Origin of the sequence: Chitinophaga oryziterrae, from assembly GCF_009758125.1 — a bacterium.
In the GTDB taxonomy this organism is placed as follows: domain Bacteria; phylum Bacteroidota; class Bacteroidia; order Chitinophagales; family Chitinophagaceae; genus Chitinophaga; species Chitinophaga oryziterrae.
Genome location: NZ_WRXO01000005.1, coordinates 285849 through 307700 on the forward strand (window position 1 = coordinate 285849; position 21852 = coordinate 307700).

A 21852-nucleotide genomic window follows, 5' to 3' on the forward strand; every position below is an offset into this window, starting at 1 on the left:
AAATTCTGATTGGGGATTGAAGAGGCTGTAAGAATGGCCGAAAGTTTATCAGGGATTGAAGAGATAGAGAGATCAAAGGGGGCGGGCATAAAAAAAGCCCGGTAGTTAGCCGGGCTTTTTTTGTTATATTTTTTCCTGTTTCATTTGCGGGAAGAACAGTACATCCTGTATGGACGGCTGGTTTGTCATGATCATAGTGAGACGATCAATACCGATACCGATACCGGAAGTAGGCGGCATACCGTATTCCAGGGCGCGAAGGAAATCGTAGTCTATGTACATCGCTTCATCATCACCACGCTGCATGAGTTCTACCTGATCTTCGAAACGCTTGCGCTGATCGATCGGGTCATTCAGCTCACTATAGGCATTGGCAAGTTCTTTACCATTTACCATCAGCTCGAAACGTTCTACCAGTCCGGCTTTGCTACGATGCTTTTTGGTAAGCGGACTCATTTCCACGGGATAGTCGATGATGAAAGTAGGCTGTATATAATGATGCTCACTTGTTTCGCCGAAGATTTCATCTATGAGTTTGCCTTTACCTATACTGGGAGGAACGGAGATATTCAACTGTTTGCAGGTAGCGCGCAATTCATCTTCACCCATGTTGGTAACATCGATGTTCGTATGTTCTTTAATAGCGTCATAAAGACTGATACGGCGGAACGGCGCTTTGAAGTCGATCACTTTATCACCTACCTGTACCTGTGTGGTACCATGCAGGGCGATAGCGATCTTTTCCAGCAGCGTTTCTGTGGTACGCATCATCCATTCATAATCTTTATAGGCCGCGTACATTTCCATTACGGTGAACTCAGGGTTGTGGGTACGGTCCATTCCTTCATTACGGAAGTCTTTGGCAAATTCGTATACCCCTTCAAAACCCCCTACGATGAGGCGTTTGAGGTAGAGTTCATTCGCAATACGGAGATACAGCGGCATATCCAGCGCATTGTGATGTGTTTTGAACGGCCTTGCAGCAGCGCCACCCGGAATAGGTTGCAGGATCGGTGTTTCCACTTCCAGGTAACCCATTTCGTTATAGAAATCGCGGATGGTCTGCATGATGCGGGTGCGTTTGATAAACACATCCTTTACTTCCGGATTAATGATAAGGTCAACATAGCGCTGACGGTATTTAAATTCAGGATCAGTAACAGCATCAAAGGATTCGCCTTCTTTTTCTTTTACGATAGGAAGTGGACGTAATGCTTTGGACAGTACCGTGATCTTTGTTGCGTGTATGGAGAGTTCTCCTGTTTTGGTAATAAAGGCATAACCTCTGATACCTATGATATCGCTGATATCCAATAATTTTTTCCAAACGGTATCATACATGGTTTTATCCTCACCATCGCTGATATCATCGCGGCGGATATAAACCTGCATACGGCCGGTATGGTCCTGTATTTGTGCGAAATTAGCCTTACCCATGTCCCGCACGCTCATAATACGGCCCGCCAGGCAAACGTCCTGGAACTGGTCTTTTGTTTCTTCTGAATAAAGTGCCTTGATATTTGCGGCAGTATTATTCACGGGAAATTCTTCTGCAGGATAGGGGTTAATTCCTAACTTTTCCAGTTCCTGCATTTTCTCCCTGCGTATGATCTCTTGCTCAGATAGTGGTGTCATGAGTACTAATTAGAATAATGGAGTGCAAAAATAGCTGATTTAGCGGGGAATTGGCATCAAATTTTCTATTTACAGGTGTTGGCAATTTTTTCAACACTAAACTCTTAAATGGATGAAAACCATTATAGTACCTACAGATTTCTCGGCAACAGCTTACAATGCAGCCCGTTACGCGCTGAAACTGGCAGCGCAACTGGGTACCAGTCGCATTCTGTTGTACCATGCCTATGAGTTAATCATACCGGTACCGGATTTACCTACATCCATACCTGTGGTGGATCCTAAGGAGTTAAAGGAAGCCAGTGAGGCTGGTCTTGCGAAAATGCGGGAGGATTTGTCCGAGCTGGTACCTGCCGGCGCTGTACTGGATGTACGTGCAGATAACAACCTGCTGGCAGTTAATATAGAGGAAGTAGCGAAAGAAGAAATGGCAGATATGATCGTGATGGGGATTACCGGAGGCGGGCAGCTGGAGGAGATCCTGGTAGGCTCTAATACGATAGATGTGGTAAAACATACTACTTTTCCCGTGATGATCGTACCTGGAGAATTGGTTTTCAAACCTATCAACAAAATCCTGTTTGCCTGTGATTTCAAGAAAATAGGCACACATACCCCCATTGCTCCTCTTAAGAACTTATTGGACATCTTCCGTGCGGAACTGCATGTATTGAATATAGACAGAGCAGGAAAGGGCCTGAATGCGGAGATCCCGCTTGAAAGCCTGTTGCTGGATAACTTACTGAAAGGCTATCATCCTGTTTATCATTTTATTGATCATGATGATATTGTAGAAGGAATTATGGAGTATGCAGATAAGATACAGGCAGACCTGATCCTTACTGTTCCCCGCAAGCATGGATTGTTTGAAGGATTGTTCAGAAGGAGTCGCACAGCAAAGCTGGCATTCCATACTCATATTCCTCTGCTTGCTATCCATGAATGAGGATATGTTAAACATTGTTAAACCTTTCCCGTTTTAAATTATTCTAATCTTTAACCGGTTGGTTGTATAAATATTGTTACTAATTTGCATGTAAAACCACAACATCGAACTATATGTATAAGAAACTATCGCTTTTGTTATTATCCGGGATTGGCTTTCTGCCCGCTACCCAGGCGCAGCTGTTAAAAAAGTTAGGTAATGCCGTAAGCTCTGCTACCGGTGGTACAACTGCCAGTGGTGTTACGCAGACCGACGCAGGTAATGCTATTAAAGAAGCATTGTCTAAAGGGGTGACCGCAGGTATTGCTATGTTGAATAAGAAGGACGGATTTTTTGGTAATGAGGCATATAAGATGTTGCTTCCGCCGGATGCTGTGAAAGCAGGGAATACATTACGTGGTATTGGTTTAGGCAGCCAGGTGGATAAAGCGATCCTGTCTATTAACCGTGCTGCGGAAAAAGCGGTAGGTTATGCAGCTCCTATCTTTGTAGATGCCATTAAGGAGATGAGTATCACAGATGCACTGAAGTTGATTCAGGGTGATAAAACTGCGGCTACTGAATACTTTAAAGGTAAAACCACTGATAAACTGAAATCAGCGTTTACGCCTGTTGTTAAAGGTTCACTGGATAGCACCAGCGCTACCAGGTACTATGGTGACATTGTAACTTCTTACAATAAGCTGCCTACTACTTTTAACAAGATCAATCCTGATCTGCAGGATTATGTAACTGGTATGGCAGTGAATGCACTGTTTGATCAGATCGCTAAAGAGGAAGCAAATATCCGTGCTAACCCGGCGGCAAGAACTACCGATCTGCTGAAGAAGGTATTTGGAAAGTAAAAATGCGCGGCTAATATTGGGTGATCCATGCTTCAGACATAAAGGAGCCTGCTAAGATATAAATGGGAAAAGGCCGGCAGTTGCCGGCCTTTTCCCATTTATATCTATTTTACAGACTTCCTGCCAGTAAAACCTGCCAGGCTTCCTGTACTTTCTCTTGTTCCAGCAGTTGCTGTGCATAGCGATGCAGTTCTTTTTCCATTTCCTCCGGTGCGATGCTGTAGTACTGGAAGATGTTTTTCAGATGTACGTCATCAAATGCAGGGTCAATGACTGGTTGCTGTGGTACATTGGCCAGCTGGCCCAGGTTATTGCCAGTAAGAATATTACTGTAACGGATCGTTAACGGAAGGGCATCTACTCCTATTCCCAGCGCTGTATTAGGTTTTGCCACTTCAAATACGGCATTCCCTGATGCCCGGCAGTAGTAATCGGCTCCCATCCGGGCAACAAGGTCTATTTTGTGTGGGTCTATCGCTCCTTTACTATCCAGTATATCATCATTGATATGGATCAAAACCGGTTCGCAGATAACGAGGTTACCTGCTCCCCCTTCCTGCCCTGTCTCTATGACCTCTCTTACTATACATTCCATCTGTACAGGGCTTTCTTTTACGCGAAAGGGTTTTATCTTTTCTGAAGGCAGGGGTGTAAAGCCGGACTTCTCAAATTCGCTGGTACCTCTGGGATATTCACAACTGGACAATGAGGCCTGTTGTACCATGGCATAGCTGACCACATTGATCACTACTTCTTTGGTATCGTAGATATTCTCCAGTGTATGTTTGATGGTATTATCGCGTACCCGGCGTGCCGGGGAAAATATAAGAGTAGGAGGATTACTCCCGAAAAGATTAAAAAAGCTAAAGGGAGACAAATTAGGCTGCCCGTCTTTGTCCATTGTACTGGCAAAACAGATAGGCCTGGGCGCAATAGCGCTTTGCAGCCAGGCATGCAGCTCGGCGGTTTTTACCTGTCCGGGAGTGATTTGCATTTATTTCTTCAGTTTGAGAATGGAGAAATCAGATTCTTCCTTCACTATTGTATTGGTGAGTGTCCCCAGTCCATCGATTTCCATTTCCACTACATCGCCTGGTTGCAGCCATTGTACGGGATAGTTGGGATCATTTAATTTACCGGTACCGTTCAGTTCCAGGAAACATCCGGTCCCTACGGTGCCGCTGCCTATTACGTCGCCGGGCAGGATATTGGCGCCATAGGCACAACGTTCAATGATTTCGGCAAATGTCCAGTTCATATCCCCCATATTCCCTTCGCTCACCTGGATGCCATTTACTTTACATGTCATTTTAAGGTTGTAGTTCCTGCCGGTATGTCCTGGTCTTGCCGGTATCAGCAGGTGTTCCAGTTCATCAGGAGTTACGAGCATGGGGCCTATTACGGTGCTGAAATCTTTTCCTTTGGCAGGGCCGAGGCTGAGTTTCATTTCATCCATCTGTAATACGCGTGCGCTCATATCATTCATGATCATGAACCCTGCTATATAGTCATCTGCTTCAGCAGCTGTGACATTACGTCCGGGCCGGCATATTACAACGGCCGCTTCCAGTTCAAAGTCGAGGTTTTCGAAATGGTCCGGCATGCAGTATACATTGCCGGGGCCTTGTATAGCGTTATGGTTGGTGAAATAAAAGACAGGGAACTGGTCGAATTCCGGGATCATTTCCATTTTGCGGTTACGGCGGGCAGTAGCCACGTGCTGACGGAATGCGTAGCCATCGCGGCAGGAAGAAGGAAAGGGGACCGGAGCGATGACATGTACGCGATCGTATGGGATGCCCATACCTATGCCAACGTGTTTTCCTGCCTTTAATTGGGCATCCGCTTCTTTAGCGATGCCGATGACATCATCCCACATCAATAGAAACATTTGCATATTTCCGGGTAAATCGGGGTGTAAATCCTGGGTATTGTATAACGTGTTGCCAACTAATATTGCCAGCTGATCGCTCTCATCCCGGAGGTAGGTAACTAATTTCATAAAGTCAATGTTCTGGTTGTATGAGTTGTAAATATAGGTAAAATGATATTTTTATCTGTAGGGGTACAACTTTCTGTGAACGTTATTGTTAGTGTGTGCATACGGGTTCATTTATTAGTAAAATAATTATACTTATTGGCAATTGAATCGGCATAATATTAGTGGAGATATTCAGTCGGCAATACATTGTTGAAAGGAAGCACAGAGGCTATTCAACCTATTTTGACTCAAAAAAATTAAAACCGGAGGTCATGAAGTTTGATAAGATTAAGAATAAAGGACAGGCTAGATTATTTGAAAGCAGGTATTTGGAAATGCTCACCAAAACGCATCCCCTTGCGATATGGGGAATGTATCTGCCTATTATCGGGTTCATGCTGTATTACAGTCATGTAACGCTGGGATTTGGATTATTTACAGTAATAACTGTTTTCCTGGGAGCGATGGTTTGCTGGACGCTTTTTGAATATGCGATCCATCGTTACATATTTCATTTTACAACGGAGAACCCAAGGTTGCAACGTATTGTGTATGTGTTACATGGCAACCATCATGAGTTCCCACGTGACAAGCAGCGTCTGTTTATGCCACCGGTACCCAGTCTGATACTGGCATCGGTGATCTTTGGTGCACAGTATTTTTTCATGAATGATATAGCTTTTATGTTCTTCCCCGGCTTTTTGCTTGGGTATCTTATATATGGAAGCATGCATTATGCGATCCATGCCTGGAATCCTCCTATAAAGGCGATGAAGCCTCTCTGGCGTAATCATCATTTGCATCATTATAAAGGGGATGATAAAGGTTATGGCGTAAGTTCTTCTTTCTGGGACTGGGTATTCAGGACCAGCTTTGACCTGGAAAAGGAAAAAGAGGATAAAGAAAAAGTAAGAGAATTAATGTTTAATAAGTAATAGCCCGATCACCACTTCTCTTCCTCATTGTCATCAATTGGTTTTGTAAATTCTTTACGGGAAATGATCTTTTGCTGTTGCCGCTGAATCAGCAGGGCAGCTATTTTGCGGTAGGCATTGGGAGTTATGTCTGCTTCAAGTACTTCACGCACTTTATTTTCGGCTACATCAATCTTGTACAGTAAAAGTACGAACTGCTGAAAGTTGTGACTGATCAGCTCTTCCAGTTTTTGTGCAAGGAGTTCTTCCAGCTGTTCATAAGTAATGCCCGGCCGAATGGCCAGGGCTGCATCTTCTGATAATTGCAAGACTGTTTCCTGAAATATGATGGGATCCATACATTTTATTATAACAAAAAAGCTCTGTGAGGAGCTTTTTTGTTGAGCTATTATTTCATTTGTTTAATCTTGTAAGACGCATTCGTCACAATTTTCACGGGCACTTTAATATCTTTTTTGATACGCTTGGCTTTATTGGCCAGGTAGGTATATGTACCATTCATTTCTGTATTCTGGGCAGCGATGCTGGGCAAACCGGAAGAGCGGTCGATGAGATAGTTGGTCATGATATCACCGTTAATCTCAGCGGTAGCCTGAATACCATCTTCAATGGTAAATGTTTCTACTTTATTGGTATTTACTTTACCGGTACCGTTTATTTTAACGGTTTTAGCGTCCCAGGTCTGCAGGTTCCAGTAAAGGTCTATGCTACCCACGAGGCCAGTACGGAGAGGCACGTTTTCTTCCCAGCGGGTACCTAATTTGATACTGCGTACGGGGTATGTAACCAGCAGTTGTTCCAGCCATGAGCGGAAGGCGTTGGTACCGAACTGGTCTTTCATCAGTTTCTTATAGGCTTCCTGTTCGTTCTCTTTCAGGCTGGTGAAGGTAGCGGAGGCTTTATCCAGCAGTTCATCCAACCCGTTGATTTTGGTAATATAACCGGTAGACTGGAGGGTTACTGTGAAAGGATGGTTCAGTATGCTTTTGAGGGCAGCCTGGAATGGTTCCTTATCATTTGGTGTGTTCGCATCTACCAGGATATTCTGGTTCCTGGTATTGAAGTTGAATTTCAGCTCTTTGTAACGAAATGTGAGGGTAGCGACGCCTGCGATGTTATCATCCACATCGATGGTGATGGTGTTATTAAAATCGCGGGTAACGCGATTTGTTACATCATCTACCGTGGTGTAAGTTTCACTGCGGCTTTCCTGTTTCAGTTCGAATTGCTGTCCTTTCTGGAAATTGTAGCTGAGATCTATAAAGTCCCTTTGTTCCGGTTGTTCCTGGGCGAATGCTGGTATAGCCAGCGCTGCCCCTAATGCCATTGACACGAAAAATCGCTTCATCATTACACTATAGTTTATTATACATATTTTTCAATTACACCCAGGCCGAACAGTGCAAAGTCGTATTTGGCGGGATCTTCCGGATCCAGTTGACGCAGCTGGTCTGTAAGGTCCAGTGCCGTGCGCCAGTCGGACTTTGCTTCCGCTATCAGCCCCAGTCTGGTAGCCACTCTTGCCACATGTACATCTACAGGGCACACGAGCTGGGAAGGTGAAATGTGCTTCCATAGTCCAAAATCCACGCCATTTTCATCATTTCTTACCATCCAGCGCAGATACATGTTCAGCCGTTTACAGGCGGAGTTCTTTTCTGGTGTTGAAATGTGTTTGCGGGTCCTTTCCGGGTGTTCGAGGGAGAAGAATGTTTTATGAAATCCTATCAATCCTTTTTCCACATTCACGTCGCCGGGAGTCATATGACCGCTGAAGGCAAATTCCAGGGAGATGATGTTTTCGTAATAGTGTTGCAGGAATTCTATAAAGTACAGCAGATCTATACCGTTAAATGTACGGTGACAGAACTGCATGAGTTTGAGTCGTTCTTTAGGCTGGTGGTTCCTGATATAATCATATGGCGCATTATCCATATGCTGCATCAGTTCCCTGCACTTGTTGATGATAGTCGTGCGGTTGCCCCATGCCAGTACAGCAGCAAACAGCCCTGCAATTTCAATATCCTGCAGTTCACTAAACTGGTGAGGTATACAAACAGGATCGCCTTCTATAAAGTCGGGATTGTTATAGTATGCCACCTTTGTGTCTAAGAAGGCCTTGAGTTGCTGCACTTTCATAATTTGATATTCGGTTATTTATCAGGACATGCATCTATATGTCAATGATACATATCGCATTGAAAATAAGCAAAGATGCAGAATAAATAAGAAAATCCCGCTGCTATGGCTTATCCTATGGCCTGCTGCAAATCGGCTATCAGGTCTTCAACATCTTCTATACCCACGCTGAGACGGATGAGAGAATCGACGAGACCGTTGCTGATACGTTCTTCGCGGGGAATAGAGGCATGTGTCATGCTGGCAGGATGACCGATGAGAGATTCTACGCCACCCAGTGATTCTGCCAGGGAAAAGAGATGAGTACTACTTAGTACTTTGAAGGCCGCTTCCTGGCTATCGTCTTTGAGCGTAAAAGAGATCATACCTCCGAAATCGCGCATCTGTTTTTTGGCAATATGGTGATTGGGATGGTCTTCGAAACCACACCAGTATACTTTGGCCACTTTAGGATGCTGGCGAAGGAACTTCGCTATTGCAGCGCCGTTCTCGCAATGTCTTTGCATGCGTACGTGCAGTGTTTTGAGCCCGCGAAGGACCAGGAAACAATCCTGCGGCCCGGGAACGGCACCGCAGCTGTTTTGTATGAAGTAGAGTTGTTTGGCCAGGGCTTCCTCTTTCACGATGAGGGCGCCGTGTACCACATCACTGTGACCACCGATGTATTTGGTAGCCGAGTGTACTACAATGTCTGCGCCCAGGTCCAGTGGGTTCTGGAGATAAGGGGAAGCAAAGGTATTATCTACAGCAAGAAGTATATTATGTTGTTTAGCTATCTGCGCAGTGGCTTCTATATCAATGATGTTCAGCAGTGGGTTGGTAGGTGTTTCAATCCATATCAACCGGGTTTTTGCTGTTACATAGTTCTTTATGTTTTGGGCATCCTGCATATTGATGAACTGGAATTTGATACCATAGCGTTCAAAGACCTTTGTGAATATGCGATAGGTACCACCGTAGAGATCATTGGACGCAATGACCTCATCGCCGGGACTCAGGAGTTTCATTACCCCGTCCGTAGCAGCGAGGCCACTTCCGAAGGAGATACCGAATTTACCGTTCTCTATAGCAGCGAGGGCGTTCTGTAATGCGTCGCGGGTAGGATTCTGTGTACGGGCGTATTCATAGCCTTTATGCTGGCCGGGAGCGCTTTGTACATAAGTGGAAGTTTGAAAAATGGGGGTCATGATGGCCCCGGTAGATGGGTCGGGTGCTACGCCTGCGTGTATTAGTTTAGTTCCCAGCTTCATACCTGTAAGTATTTAGTAATGAGTTGATATTTTAAGTAGAATGCGTCAAAGGTACTAATTATGGGATTCAGGCAGCAGCATATTACGCAGAAGGAACCCGGGTGGAATAGTGGAATTTTAATATAAGTATAATTACGTAAGTGATCTGAAACGTAGAAATACGCAAGGGGTACGGGTTTTTTGTCAGAAATGGCTATCAAATGTTACTACACCTAGTAATTCGCATCACTCACGAACTATTTTAATGACTTTGGCCAATAGCGTAGTATTCCCGCAGTTATTCCTGTTACTTTTGAAAAGGTTTTTCATAGGATATGGTTAAAATTCGTGGGCGGTATTCTTACCACCTTTATTATTAAATGTGCTGATGCTGATGATTCACTTTCATTATAGCATCAGCACATTTTTTTATTTCTTACCTGTCACTGTTTTATCGGACCATTTAACCGGCAATGTAATACTTACAATATCCCAGGCGATAATGAGGTTAGCACCATAAGGCGCTTTTTCAAATACCATTGTAAAGGGATCTACCGGTGTATCCAGTGTGGTTAAGGGAAGGTCGGTCCTCACAACATCTTTGCTTTTGTCATATTTAAAAGCCCCCCAGATATCAGTATCACGGTTAATAATGAGGGTCCATTTTTTTTCATCCGGGATGGAATACATGGTATATCTGCCTTTAGGAATGTTTTTGCCCCCGATAGTAACTGCGCGGTAAAACTCAATTTCAGTGGCTTCGTTGGCCCCGAGGCGATAAATTTCACCGTAAGGTTCCAGGTCTCCGAAGATCTTTCTTCCTTTTTTCTGCGGACGGCTGTAGATTACACGGGCCACTAACTGACCGGGTTCGCCTTTTACTTTTACTACGTAAGGATACATTACAGGGTAATACGCCATATCCATGGGACTGGAATCAAGAGGAGGCAACTTCCTGTCTTGTGCGTTTACGAGCATGCCCGTGGTGAGGAGCAGTGCTATTAATACGAGTTTTTTCATGGTTTGCTAACAGTTCTTTGTTCTGGCACAAACCTACAACTTAATGCTTAATGGGGAAATGCCTCTTTCACGTATGTGATTAATTCGGGGAAAAATTTGCGGTAGTGGGCAGCCAGTTCGTCATAATTATCTTCCATTGCGGTAAAAACAGCATCGCCTGTTCCTTCCAGGTATTTAGCGCGGCGTACTATTCCGTTTAGACTTTTTAGTATGCCATCTTTTGTGCTGTAATTATATAACCAGTTCTGTGTACTCATATAATGGAACATCTGTTGAAACCTGAGAGGTAAAATATCATAATGATCATTTAATATCTGATATACCTGTGATGAAAATGTTGCCAGTGAATTTTCTGTGAAGATGGTGTTATCTGTTGCGAGGAAGTGATCGTAAACGACGTCTATAAATACGGCGCTGTATCTGCCGGATGAAGCCTGAAAATATTCTCTTGCAGCGAGTGTTGCAGGGTGCTGATCCGTGAACGTATCTATTGCTCTGTGCATGCGGATGCCTTGCTGAATACCTTCTTCATACTCCTGCCATCGATTGCCTTTTACAAAATCAGCAATCATATTACCAACTGTTAATGCCGGGTTATTAAAAGACAGATATGCGTGAGCGAGGTAATTCATGAACATGAAGTTAACGGCTTTAACAATTAGTTAACGTAAAGAATTGAAACATTTTTGATCCTCATGCAACTTATTAATAACTGTGATGTCTTTGATGTGTAAGGTTTGGATAAAAGATTTGACTTTGCCTGAACTATAGACAAATATTATTGTTATTATAAACAAATTAAAAAGTTTCCGCCATGAAACCTGGTAATTTTTCAATCATGAATTGCATGAAAAAGACAGTGTTATTTTTAACAGCTGCGCTGTTAAGTACACAATTATTATTTGCAGGTACAAAAGAACTGGAAGCTTCCAGTAAATTAAAAACGGCACTTGACAAAGAGTTTGCAGGCGCTTCTGCTATCAAGTGGTACAGCGATGACAACAAAACGTTCATGGCCAGATTTACGCTGCGTGAACATAGTGTAACTGCATACTTTGATGGTGATGGTAACCTGTTGGCTACACGTCGTTACATTCAGGAAGATCAGTTACCATTAGTTGTTGCAAACAAACTGGCTAAACGTTATCCTGAGGAAAAGATCCGCTGGGTAGTAGAATTCCAGTCTGAAGGAAGTCTCGTTTATTATGTAACACTTGAAAATGCCAGCTCCTGGAAAGTCATTAAAGCTACCAGTTCAGGTTCACTGACTGTACACCAGAACATGAAGAAAGCGTAGGTCGTTAAATCCTCTCGCTGTACTGTAGTCCATATTACCACGGGGTATTATGGACTATCTTTTTTTATCAACTTCCTGCAAACGAAGAGAGACAGATCAAATTCCTTACCTTTGGCCCTCTGTTTTGGATTTTAAACTTTTAACGGACATGAATAAAGGGCCTATTTCTCAATTTATCCAGCACCACTACCGCCACTTCAATGCTGCTGCATTGGTGGATGCTGCTAAAGGATATGAGACACATTTACTGGAAGGTGGAAAGATGCTGGTATCTCTTGCCGGTGCTATGAGTACTGCGGAGTTGGGTATTTCTTTCGCGGAAATGATCCGCCAGGGAAAGGTGGACATTATTTCCTGTACAGGTGCTAACCTGGAAGAAGATATAATGAATCTTGTAGCACACACCCATTATAAAAGGGTGCCACATTACCGTGATCTCAGCCCTCAGGAAGAGTGGGACCTGCTGCAGGATGGTTTTAACAGGGTTACAGATACCTGTATCCCGGAAGAAGAAGCATTCCGCCGTATCCAGGAACATATCTATAAGATCTGGAAAGATGCTGACAATAAAGGAGAACGTTATCTTCCTCATGAATATATGTACAAGCTGTTGCTGAGCGGCGCTATGAAGGAACATTATGAAATTGATCCTAAGAATAGCTGGATGATCGCTGCTGCAGAACGTAATATTCCTATTATCGTACCAGGATGGGAAGATAGTACCATGGGTAACATCTTTGCTTCCTACTGTATCAAAGGAGATCTGAAGCCTTCTACCATGAAGAGCGGTATCGAATACATGATATGGCTGGCCGATTGGTACCGTAAGAATTCTGCGGGTAAAGGTGTAGGCTTCTTCCAGATTGGTGGTGGTATTGCAGGTGACTTCCCGATTTGCGTAGTGCCTATGATGTACCAGGACCTGGAATGGCATGATGTGCCTTTCTGGAGCTACTTCTGCCAGATCTCAGATTCTACCACTTCTTACGGTTCTTATTCCGGAGCAGTGCCTAATGAGAAGATCACCTGGGGGAAACTGGATATTACCACACCCAAGTTTATTGTTGAATCAGACGCTACTATCGTAGCTCCATTGATATTTGCTTACCTGCTCGGCTGGTAAGACTTTTAGTTACTTTATCAGGAAGGAGAAAAGGCAACTTTTCTCCTTTTTTCGTTTTCTGTGAAAAGCGTATATTGTACCCTTATAATATTCCAACAAATTATGAAAAATGTCTTTCCACTATTAACAGTGGCGGCCGCTGTAAGTATGAGCGCCTGCCAGTCTGGTACAAAAACCAATAATAATTCCGTAGATAGTATGCGTACCAATCAAGACAGCCTTTCAATAGAGGCACAAATACCAGCTGCAAAGTTCGACAGCACCATTGACGGCAAACCCGTTAAACTGTATTACCTGAAAGGTAAAGGCGGAGTACAGGCTGCTGTTACAAATTACGGCGCCAAAATAGTTGGCCTGCTGGCTCCTGATAAGGAAGGAGTACTGGCAGACGTAGAACTCGGGTATGATAATATTGCAAAATATGTCAGCACCAAAGAAAGATATTATGGCGGTATCGTGGGCCGTTATGGTAACCGTATTGCGAAAGGGAAGTTCAAACTGGACGGTAAAGAATATACACTGGCTGTGAACAACGGGGTTAATCACCTGCATGGCGGTAAAAAAGGGTTCAATGATGTGGTATGGGATGCTGAGCAGCCTAATGATCATACATTGAAATTCCATTACAAATCTGTAGATGGTGAGGAAGGTTATCCGGGCAACCTGGATGTAACCCTTACCTATGAACTGACAGACAGTAACGAGTTTAAGATTGATTATGAGGCGACTACTGATAAAGCGACGGTAATAAATCTCACTAATCACTCTTTCTTTAACTTAAAAGGCGCTGGCAACGGAGATATTAATGATCACATCATGATGATTAATGCAGACCGTTTCACTCCGGTAGACAGTACATTGATCCCAACCGGCAAACTGGAAGCCGTAAAGGGTACACCAATGGACTTTACCACGCCTACAGCTATCGGTCAAAGAGTGGGCGATACCAGCTTCCAGCAGATTAAATTCGGTAATGGTTATGATCATAACTACGTGCTGAATAAAAAAGGTAATGAACTTTCCCTTGCAGCTTCTGTACTGGAACCAGCCAGCGGCCGTACATTGGAAGTATGGACGACCGAACCGGGTGTTCAGTTCTATGGCGGTAACTTCCTGAATGGTACTGATACCGGTAAAGGTGGTAAGACCTATGCTTTCCGTGGAGCGTTCTGTCTGGAAACCCAGCATTTCCCTGATTCTCCAAACGGACATTCTTTCCCTACAGTGGTACTGAAACCAGGAGAAACCTATAAACACACCTGCGTTTACAAGTTTGGTGTTAAGAAATAGTTGTTCGGATAATATTTTAAAGGCCGGTTCGTACAGGACCGGCCTTTTTTATTGATGTTCCTGGACTAAAATCCTATATCCTTTCATCATGGAAAGCCCATTCCTTCAACATTCTTTCATCATTCCTATATCGTTTGGATATAGGAATGCCGGTAGAATGATATAGGAGTGCTATAGGAGTGATGAAGGAATGATGATAACATGAGCCACCAGAAAGCTTTTAAAGCAGGATATGAATAGTTGATTAATCAAAAAAGAGATCCGATGCGATGCCATCTGCGAAAAGCCGGCCTTCTTTTGTCAGGATTAATACATCCTGCTCCTTTTTCATCCAGCCTTTCTCTATAAACTCATTAGCCTTATCAAGCAATTGTTGCCGTTTACCGGTACCGAAACGTTCCTGGATGGTAGAGAGGTTGCAACCGGCGGAAGTGCGGAGAGAGGTCATGATGTATTCGTTGAGCATCATGGCAGGGGTCAGTTCTTCCCTTTCAAAAGGGACAGCACCCTGTTGCAGGCTTTTTATGTACAATGCATTATTGGCCACGTTCCATTGCCGGGAAAGCCCGTTAAAAGAATGGGCAGAGGGCCCCAGGCCGAGATAAGATTGTCCCTGCCAGTAGCTGCTGTTATGCCGGGAATGCCATCCCGGTTTGGCGAGGTTGGATATTTCGTAATGGTCGTAACCGGCCGCAGCCGTCCATTTCATGAGTTGTTCAAAATGCCTGGCCGCTTTTTCGTTATCTACAGCGGCCATTTTCTTCTTTTTGATGAACTGGTCCAGCGCAGTGCCTGGTTCTACGGTAAGCGCATAACAGGAAAGGTGTGTTACCTGTAGGTCGATCGCCTGTTGTACGTTTTGCTGCCAGCCTTCATCGCTGAGGGTGGGGCCGCCGTAGATCAGGTCTATGGAAAGGTTATTGAAACCAGCCGCCTGCGCATCTTTAATACTGGCCAGCGCCTGCCGGCTATCGTGTGCCCGGTGCATCCATTGAAGATCTGCTTCATGAAAGGACTGGATACCTATACTTAGCCTGTTAATGCCTGTAGCGGACAGTTCTTTCAGTTTAGCCGGGGAGAGATCGTCCGGATTGGCTTCGAGGGTAATTTCTGCATTCTCTTCTATTTTGAAGAGGGAATACAGTTTATCCATCAAAAGATTTAATTCTTCTGCTGTTAAAAGACTGGGAGTGCCTCCGCCAAAGTAGATACTGCTGATGGATTGTCCTGCCAGGTAGCCCTGTTGCAGGACCATTTCCTGCAGCAATTGCTGCACCAGCAGGGATTGTTGTCCTCTCGTGGTGGAAAAATGGAAGTTACAGTAGTAACAAGCCTGTTTACAAAAAGGAATATGAAGATAAATACCTGCCATTGTTGTTAAGTAGTCGATAGTCAAAGACTGTGGACTATTTTTATATCTTTGCAAACATCGAAATTACAGCATTAAAAAATATTCCTGGTGCGAAGGTGGTTATTGTTCCTGTTCATTTTACCCTGTTTACGTTTGGCTGCACAAACGGATAGTGGCGTACAGTCGCTGCCGGTAACGCAAACGGCTATTCACCGGGACTCTGTTCCGGTAAAGAAAAAGGCCCAGGTTGTTCGTAAGGATACCCAGTCACATGCCACTCCGGCTATTCGTAAAGACAGCGTATTACATACGGCGGCCCCGGCTATTGCTGTTCATAAGGACAGTTTATTGCAAACGCCGGCGGATAGTGTGACGGTGGTGGGGCCGAAGGTATCGGAGTATGATGTTTACATGAAGGAGCTGGTGGCGAAGAACGTGTTTTTAAAGGTGAACAAGCCCAGGCGGCTTGATGTGAACCCGTTGCGTCACTATAGGGACCTTGACTGGCTGGTATATACGATGGGTGGTATTGTTTTGTTGCTGGGTATTATACGGCTGAGCTATCTGAAATATTTCACCGACCTGTTCCGGGCATTTTTGAACCCCACTTTAAGTCAGCGTCAGCTGAAGGACCAGTTATCACAATCTCCTTTCCCGAATTTCCTGCTGAATGCTTTTTTTGTGATCAGCCTGGCATTATATATTTACCTGTTGATGTTCCGTCAGCAGTATATTACAAATACAAGTAATGCCTGGATGGTAATTCCGGGATTAATTGTGCTGGTGGCAATCGTCTATAGTGTTAAATATGTGATGTTACGTTTTTGTGGATGGTTGTTTGGAAGTATTGAGCTGGCGGATTCTTATATTTTCATTTTATATCTGATTAACAAGGTGTTAGGTATTCTGCTGGTGCCATTCCTTGTGATATTGGCATTTTGCCAGCCGGATGTAGCACGTGCTTTCCTCTATATTTCGATCTTTTTCATTGTGTTACTGGTTGCGTACAGGTATATCAGGTCTTACTCTGTGGTAAAACAATACTTATCTTTCAGCAGATTACATTTTTTTCTTTACCTTTGCGCATTCGAAGTAGCGCCGGTTTTAATAATAACTAAGGTGTTACTGGTCTGGTTAACTGGTAGTCCTGGTAGTCACTAGCAAACTGCCTATTGTTAACACAAGAGCAAAAAAAGTATGATTAAAGGCGGGCCAAAAAAAGATTTGCAGACAAAACAGATTCAGTCAATTCTAATTTCCCAACCTAAACCTGAAACAGAAAAATCACCTTACTTTGAACTTGCAAAGAAATTCAATGTTAAATTGGATTTTCATCCGTTTATAAGGGTTGAGGGACTGTCCGCAAAAGACTTCAGGAAACAGAAGATTGACATACCAAATTTTACGGCGGTTATTTTTACCAGCCGTAATTCTGTTGACCATTTCTTCAGGATCTGTGAAGAAATGAAGATCAAGGTTTCTCAGGACTGCAAGTACTTTTGTATTACAGAAGCAATTGCATTGTATCTCCAGAAATTTATCCTTTACCGTAAACGTAAGGTATTTTACGGGGCAGATGGTTCTACCAAGAGTCTCCTGGAAGTGATGAATAAACATCGCGACAATGAGAAGTTCCTGTTTCCAAGTTCAGACAGTCAGAAGAAGGACATTGAAGAATGGCTGAAAACTTACAAATGTGAGTATGCCACAGCTACCCTTTACAAGACGGTTTCGAATGATGTAAAGGCGGTAATGGCGGAAAATGTGTATGATATGATCGTGTTTTTCAGTCCTTATGGAGTGAAGTCACTGTTTGAGAACATGCCGGAATTTGAGCAGAACGGAACACGTATAGGTGCTTTTGGCCCTACTACTTCTGCTGCTGTAGAAGACGCCGGTTTACGCCTTGATCTGAAGGCGCCGGTACCTCAGGCTCCTTCTATGCCTGCTGCCCTTGAGCAGTATCTTACCCTGATCAATAAAAAATAACATTAAAAGATATAAATAACTTGTTTAAGGGGGACGGCTTACGCTGTCCCTTTCTTATATTTGGGATACAAAGCGTTACAACAACCTAATCTAAGAAATTGAACAGACTTGCGAATGAAACCAGTCCTTACCTTATGCAGCATGCGCATAACCCGGTAGATTGGTATCCATGGGGGGAAGAAGCACTGCAAAGAGCATTACAGGAAGATAAACCAATATTAGTGAGCATTGGCTATGCTGCCTGCCACTGGTGTCATGTGATGGAGCGTGAGAGTTTTGAGGATATCGAAACCGCCCGGATCATGAACGAACATTTCATTAACATTAAGATAGACAGGGAAGAACGTCCGGACCTCGACCATATTTACATGGATGCAGTGCAGGCGATGACGGGTTCCGGTGGCTGGCCACTGAATGTGTTTCTTACGCCGGGCAAACACCCTTTTTACGGAGGTACTTATTTTCCGCCGGTGAAAGCTTATAACCGTCCTTCCTGGAAGGATGTGTTGCTGGCATTATCCCAGGCGTTTAAGGAACGCAGGGAAGATATTGAAACACAGGCAGATAATATGACGGCGCACCTGATGCAGTCGTCCCGCTTTGGCTCCAATGCTGTCCCTGAGCTGCTGATCCCGCATAACGAACTGTTTTCGCGGATGCAATGTGATACTATGTATCAGAACATTATGCAGCAGGCAGACAAGGAATGGGGTGGATTTGGGAATGCGCCCAAATTTCCCGGTACGTTTATTATACAATATCTCTTACGATATCATCATAGTTTTAAAGTGCAGGGGGCGCTGGACCAGGCATTGTTATCCCTGGACAAGATGCTGCAGGGAGGAATTTATGATCAGCTGGGCGGAGGTTTTTCCCGTTACAGCACGGATGGTCAATGGCTGGCCCCTCATTTTGAGAAGATGCTGTACGATAATGCGTTGCTGGTAGACGTACTGAGTGAAGCCTGTCAACTGACGGGCAACCGTATCTATGCGCAAACCATTGCTGAGACGCTGAATTTTGTGCAGCGGGAGCTGACAGATGCAGGAGGCGCTTTTTATGCAGCGCTGGATGCTGATTCTGAAGGAGTAGAAGGAAAATTTTATACCTGGAGTAAGGACGGGATTGATACCGTGTTGGGAGCAGATGCAGCCATCTTTTGTGAATTTTATGATGTAACCGAAGAAGGTAACTGGGAAGAGCAGAATATTTTGCGGATACTGCAACCTGTAGCGGTATTTGCGGGTGTTAAGGGGTTGGATGAAGGGGAGTTGTACCGTAAACTGGCAGATTGCAGGGAAAAGCTGATGTCTGTGAGGGATGAACGGGTCCGTCCGGCATTGGATGACAAGATATTACTGGGCTGGAATGCGCTGATGATCCATGCGTGTTGTAAAGCATATGCTGCATTGGGTGGCCACCAATATAAGGAGATGGCGATAAATGCGGCAAATTTTTGCATAGATAACATGCAACATGTTGATAAACAGGCTTTTTATCATACATTTAAAGCCGGAAAAGCAAAATATCCGGCATTTCTGGATGATTATGCCTATCTGATAAAGGCGTTTATCGCATTACAGGAAGTGACGGGGGAATTCAGCTGGCTGGAAAAAGCGGGTAACCTGACTGAGTATGTACTCAATAACTTCTCGGATGAAACAAATTTATTTTTTTATTATACTGAAGAAGGCCAGCAGGACGTTATTGTACGAAAGAAAGAGGTGTATGACGGCGCTACGCCTAGTGGGAATGCGGTGATGGCAGCAAACCTCCGTTACCTGTCAATCATTTATGACAAAAAGGAGTGGGCAGACAGGGCATTGAGGATGATTTTTGAGCAGTCTCAGTCGGTGGTAAGATATCCGACTTCTTTTGGTATCTGGGGCGGGTTGATGTTGCAGGAGGTGAAGGGTGTGAAGGAGATAGCGGTGGTAGGGGCTGATTACAGGGTTAAAATGATAGAAATTGGCAGGCGGTATATACCATTCAAAGTATTACTGGGAGCGGAAAAAGATAAAGAGGGGCTGCCGTTACTGGAGCATAGGGAGCAGGCAGGTAAAACGTGGATCTATGTGTGTGAAGATTATCATTGTATTAAGCCGGTAAGTGATATAGAGGAAATTTTTAATTTAATATAATTATTATGTATCTTGCATGACCATATCTGTCTGGCAGAAACATAAAAATGATTCGAAGAAGATATAATAAAATGTTAAAAAACACGTTTATTTTAATTGTCACGGTTCTCCATTGAGAGATGAAAAAGTTGGGTGAAAACTAACTACGGATTAAAATAAATCGTTACATTTGTTATCTAACGTTAAATTAGAGCGGGTGAATGAGGGGAAAGTGCTGACTTGAATTATTAACACCTGACCATAGGGAATGATATTTTTGAGTGAAACCAACGAGTAAAATAACCGGTAATTTCTGAAGTGTACTATCTAAAAGCTTTAGAGCGCTTGTGAATGGCTGGTTGGTGATTCGGCCATTTTTAAGAAAAAAGCGACACCCATAGCATCATTGTGGCCAATGAGTCTATGTCGCCTACGAAATAAATGATTTTCAATGAAAGCTACCCTTATGAAGCTTAATTTATCAAGTGGTCTGTTAGCAGTATTGCTGGTTAGCCTGCTCGCCAGCTGCGGTGGTAGTAAAACCCCCAAAAATGCACAAGGACAACTCATTGGAGTTAGTCCCAGACCGAAGTATTTCCCGCCTGTACCTTATGGAATGGTATACGTACCCTCGGGTACCTTTCACATGGGCCCTAGCGATGAGGATTTGAACTATGCCTACACTGCGCGTAACAAGTCTGTTTCTATTTCCGGCTTCTATATGGATGCTACGGAGATAACGAACAATGAGTACAGGCAGTTTGTTCAATGGGTTACAGATTCTATTGCCCACATTTTACTGGGTGATGTAAAGAGTGATGGTGGCCAGGATGTGATTGACTGGAAGAAGAAGATTAATTATAAGGATAAATCCACCATAGAAAAACTGGATGGTATGACTTATGCTCCGGAAGACCGTTTATACGGAAGGAAGGAATTTGATGTGCATAAGCTGGTGTACCACTCAGAAACTTTTAACTGGGAACAGGCCAAGAGGCGTGAAAATGCCAACAAGCCCCGTTCTAAGTTCATTGTAAAGAAGGATGTAGCGATCTATCCGGACACATTGTGCTGGATCAGGGACTTCTCCTATGCTTATAATGAACCAATGACGAGGATGTACTTCTGGCACCCGGCATTTGACAATTATCCTGTGGTAGGTGTAACCTGGCACCAGGCGAATGCTTTTGCTGAGTGGCGTAGTAAGTTCTGGGAAGACTATCGTATTTCCAAGAACCTGTTCACTGAAGATAAGTTCCAGTTACCTTCTGAAGCACAATGGGAATATGCTGCACGTGGCGGAAGAGAGCAATCTCCTTATCCATGGGGTGGTTATTACCTGAGAAACAAGAAAGGTTGTTTACTGGCTAACTTCAAACCAGGCCGTGGTAATTATCCTGAAGATGGTGGTTTCTACACTGTAAGGGCAGATGCTTACTGGCCTAATGATTATGGCTTGTACAACATGTCTGGTAACGTAGCTGAGTGGACACAGGATATCTTTTATGAAAATGCATACTCCTTCACCTCAGACATGAACCCTTATCTGCGTATGGACATCCCAGATGATGCAGCTCCGAAAATGAAGCGTAAATCAGTGAGAGGCGGATCATGGAAAGACATTGGTTATTTCCTGCAAACAGGTACCAGGTCCTATGAGTATCAGGATAGTGCTAAATCATATATCGGTTTCAGATGTACGATCGCATTCCTGAGCAGGTCTAAGAATGATTTCGGTCATAAGAAATAAATAAGAGGAAGTAAAGAAGCAGCCATTACGGATTAAGATGAGTAAGATAGCCATAAGGATCGAAGAGCCGGGGATAGTTTTCCGGAGTGCCTTTGGGACGGGCATGTGTGGTGTTAAACAATTAAATAATGTTTAGATGAGAAACCGTATGATGATGTGCATTGAGCGTAATCCGCTATTTATCGTTGAGCAAGAACTATTC

Annotated in this window: 20 protein-coding genes; 10 read left to right on the forward strand and 10 right to left on the reverse strand. The window is 43.8% G+C overall.

What is annotated here, in order from left to right; translation table 11 throughout:
- Positions 1-123: 123 nt before the first annotated feature.
- A complete protein-coding gene (gene lysS / locus GO495_RS18800) occupies positions 124-1635 on the reverse strand; it encodes a lysine--tRNA ligase (RefSeq protein ID WP_157301260.1) in 1512 nt (503 codons plus the stop codon).
- Between the two features lie 112 nt (positions 1636-1747).
- Between lysS and GO495_RS18805 the strand changes: the two genes are divergently transcribed.
- Positions 1748-2581: a universal stress protein gene (locus tag GO495_RS18805; RefSeq protein ID WP_157301261.1), complete on the forward strand. Its 834-nt coding sequence runs from the start codon at positions 1748-1750 to the stop codon at positions 2579-2581.
- Positions 2582-2694: 113 nt separating this feature from the next.
- Positions 2695-3426, forward strand: a complete 732-nt coding sequence (locus GO495_RS18810; RefSeq protein ID WP_157301262.1) for a DUF4197 domain-containing protein — start codon at positions 2695-2697, stop codon at positions 3424-3426.
- A 109-nt stretch (positions 3427-3535) separates the two neighbouring features.
- Here the strand turns inward: GO495_RS18810 and GO495_RS18815 are convergent, their stop codons facing one another.
- A complete protein-coding gene (locus tag GO495_RS18815) occupies positions 3536-4420 on the reverse strand; it encodes a flavin reductase family protein (RefSeq protein WP_157301263.1) in 885 nt (294 codons plus the stop codon).
- On the reverse strand, positions 4421-5428 hold the full coding sequence (locus GO495_RS18820; RefSeq protein ID WP_157301264.1) for a fumarylacetoacetate hydrolase family protein: 1008 nt from the start codon (positions 5426-5428) through the stop codon (positions 4421-4423).
- Positions 5429-5679: 251 nt separating this feature from the next.
- Between GO495_RS18820 and GO495_RS18825 the strand changes: the two genes are divergently transcribed.
- Positions 5680-6342: a sterol desaturase family protein gene (locus GO495_RS18825; RefSeq protein ID WP_157301265.1), complete on the forward strand. Its 663-nt coding sequence runs from the start codon at positions 5680-5682 to the stop codon at positions 6340-6342.
- Between the two features lie 8 nt (positions 6343-6350).
- Here GO495_RS18825 and GO495_RS18830 read toward each other — a convergent pair whose 3' ends face one another.
- The 6 genes from GO495_RS18830 to GO495_RS18855 all read right to left on the reverse strand — a co-directional run bounded on the left by GO495_RS18830 (position 6351) and on the right by GO495_RS18855 (position 11362).
- On the reverse strand, positions 6351-6680 hold the full coding sequence (locus GO495_RS18830; RefSeq protein WP_157301266.1) for a hypothetical protein: 330 nt from the start codon (positions 6678-6680) through the stop codon (positions 6351-6353).
- A gap of 50 nt (positions 6681-6730) precedes the next feature.
- Positions 6731-7693, reverse strand: a complete 963-nt coding sequence (locus GO495_RS18835) for a DUF6263 family protein (protein WP_157301267.1) — start codon at positions 7691-7693, stop codon at positions 6731-6733.
- A 14-nt stretch (positions 7694-7707) separates the two neighbouring features.
- Positions 7708-8481 carry a TIGR02757 family protein gene (locus GO495_RS18840; protein WP_157301268.1) on the reverse strand — a complete coding sequence of 258 codons (774 nt, stop codon included), beginning with the start codon at positions 8479-8481 and terminating at the stop codon, positions 7708-7710.
- Positions 8482-8591: 110 nt separating this feature from the next.
- Entirely contained in the window at positions 8592-9731 is a 1140-nt protein-coding gene (locus GO495_RS18845) for a cystathionine gamma-synthase (RefSeq protein ID WP_157301269.1), read from the reverse strand.
- Between the two features lie 408 nt (positions 9732-10139).
- On the reverse strand, positions 10140-10730 hold the full coding sequence (locus GO495_RS18850; protein ID WP_157301270.1) for a DUF2911 domain-containing protein: 591 nt from the start codon (positions 10728-10730) through the stop codon (positions 10140-10142).
- Positions 10731-10777: 47 nt separating this feature from the next.
- Entirely contained in the window at positions 10778-11362 is a 585-nt protein-coding gene (locus tag GO495_RS18855) for an acyl carrier protein phosphodiesterase (protein ID WP_157301271.1), read from the reverse strand.
- Between the two features lie 215 nt (positions 11363-11577).
- Here GO495_RS18855 and GO495_RS18860 point away from each other — a divergent pair, with 215 nt between their 5' ends.
- The 3 genes from GO495_RS18860 to GO495_RS18870 all read left to right on the forward strand — a co-directional run bounded on the left by GO495_RS18860 (position 11578) and on the right by GO495_RS18870 (position 14440).
- Positions 11578-12027 carry a hypothetical protein gene (locus GO495_RS18860; RefSeq protein WP_157301272.1) on the forward strand — a complete coding sequence of 150 codons (450 nt, stop codon included), beginning with the start codon at positions 11578-11580 and terminating at the stop codon, positions 12025-12027.
- Positions 12028-12175: 148 nt separating this feature from the next.
- Complete coding sequence (locus tag GO495_RS18865; RefSeq protein WP_157301273.1) at positions 12176-13150, forward strand: deoxyhypusine synthase family protein; 975 nt, start codon at positions 12176-12178, stop codon at positions 13148-13150.
- A gap of 102 nt (positions 13151-13252) precedes the next feature.
- On the forward strand, positions 13253-14440 hold the full coding sequence (locus GO495_RS18870) for an aldose epimerase family protein (protein ID WP_157301274.1): 1188 nt from the start codon (positions 13253-13255) through the stop codon (positions 14438-14440).
- Positions 14441-14684: 244 nt separating this feature from the next.
- Here GO495_RS18870 and hemW read toward each other — a convergent pair whose 3' ends face one another.
- The gene (gene hemW / locus GO495_RS18875; RefSeq protein ID WP_240915263.1) at positions 14685-15866 is read right to left on the reverse strand and encodes a radical SAM family heme chaperone HemW; all 1182 of its coding nucleotides are present in this window, start codon (positions 15864-15866) and stop codon (positions 14685-14687) included.
- A gap of 33 nt (positions 15867-15899) precedes the next feature.
- Here hemW and GO495_RS32535 point away from each other — a divergent pair, with 33 nt between their 5' ends.
- The 4 genes from GO495_RS32535 (at position 15900) to porK (ending at position 21650) form a co-directional block, all read left to right on the forward strand.
- Complete coding sequence (locus GO495_RS32535; RefSeq protein WP_157301275.1) at positions 15900-16952, forward strand: DUF4271 domain-containing protein; 1053 nt, start codon at positions 15900-15902, stop codon at positions 16950-16952.
- 36 nt (positions 16953-16988) lie between these two features.
- Entirely contained in the window at positions 16989-17780 is a 792-nt protein-coding gene (locus GO495_RS18885; protein ID WP_157301276.1) for a uroporphyrinogen-III synthase, read from the forward strand.
- A gap of 98 nt (positions 17781-17878) precedes the next feature.
- Complete coding sequence (locus tag GO495_RS18890) at positions 17879-19921, forward strand: thioredoxin domain-containing protein (protein WP_157301277.1); 2043 nt, start codon at positions 17879-17881, stop codon at positions 19919-19921.
- Between the two features lie 445 nt (positions 19922-20366).
- Positions 20367-21650, forward strand: a complete 1284-nt coding sequence (porK, locus tag GO495_RS18895; RefSeq protein WP_157301479.1) for a T9SS ring complex lipoprotein PorK/GldK — start codon at positions 20367-20369, stop codon at positions 21648-21650.
- Positions 21651-21852 lie beyond the last annotated feature (202 nt).

Excerpts from the sequence above, each read along its gene's own strand:
- lysS (WP_157301260.1), bottom strand. The coding sequence starts at position 1,635 with ATGACACCACTATCTGAGCAAGAGATCATACGCAGGGAGAAAATGCAG.
- GO495_RS18805 (WP_157301261.1), top strand. The coding sequence starts at position 1,748 with ATGAAAACCATTATAGTACCTACAGATTTCTCGGCAACAGCTTACAAT.
- GO495_RS18810 (WP_157301262.1), top strand. The coding sequence starts at position 2,695 with ATGTATAAGAAACTATCGCTTTTGTTATTATCCGGGATTGGCTTTCTG.
- GO495_RS18815 (WP_157301263.1), bottom strand. The coding sequence starts at position 4,420 with ATGCAAATCACTCCCGGACAGGTAAAAACCGCCGAGCTGCATGCCTGG.
- GO495_RS18820 (WP_157301264.1), bottom strand. The coding sequence starts at position 5,428 with ATGAAATTAGTTACCTACCTCCGGGATGAGAGCGATCAGCTGGCAATA.
- GO495_RS18825 (WP_157301265.1), top strand. The coding sequence starts at position 5,680 with ATGAAGTTTGATAAGATTAAGAATAAAGGACAGGCTAGATTATTTGAA.
- GO495_RS18830 (WP_157301266.1), bottom strand. The coding sequence starts at position 6,680 with ATGGATCCCATCATATTTCAGGAAACAGTCTTGCAATTATCAGAAGAT.
- GO495_RS18835 (WP_157301267.1), bottom strand. The coding sequence starts at position 7,693 with ATGATGAAGCGATTTTTCGTGTCAATGGCATTAGGGGCAGCGCTGGCT.
- GO495_RS18840 (WP_157301268.1), bottom strand. The coding sequence starts at position 8,481 with ATGAAAGTGCAGCAACTCAAGGCCTTCTTAGACACAAAGGTGGCATAC.
- GO495_RS18845 (WP_157301269.1), bottom strand. The coding sequence starts at position 9,731 with ATGAAGCTGGGAACTAAACTAATACACGCAGGCGTAGCACCCGACCCA.
- GO495_RS18850 (WP_157301270.1), bottom strand. The coding sequence starts at position 10,730 with ATGAAAAAACTCGTATTAATAGCACTGCTCCTCACCACGGGCATGCTC.
- GO495_RS18855 (WP_157301271.1), bottom strand. The coding sequence starts at position 11,362 with ATGAATTACCTCGCTCACGCATATCTGTCTTTTAATAACCCGGCATTA.
- GO495_RS18860 (WP_157301272.1), top strand. The coding sequence starts at position 11,578 with ATGAAAAAGACAGTGTTATTTTTAACAGCTGCGCTGTTAAGTACACAA.
- GO495_RS18865 (WP_157301273.1), top strand. The coding sequence starts at position 12,176 with ATGAATAAAGGGCCTATTTCTCAATTTATCCAGCACCACTACCGCCAC.
- GO495_RS18870 (WP_157301274.1), top strand. The coding sequence starts at position 13,253 with ATGAAAAATGTCTTTCCACTATTAACAGTGGCGGCCGCTGTAAGTATG.
- GO495_RS18885 (WP_157301276.1), top strand. The coding sequence starts at position 16,989 with ATGATTAAAGGCGGGCCAAAAAAAGATTTGCAGACAAAACAGATTCAG.
- porK (WP_157301479.1), top strand. The coding sequence starts at position 20,367 with ATGAAGCTTAATTTATCAAGTGGTCTGTTAGCAGTATTGCTGGTTAGC.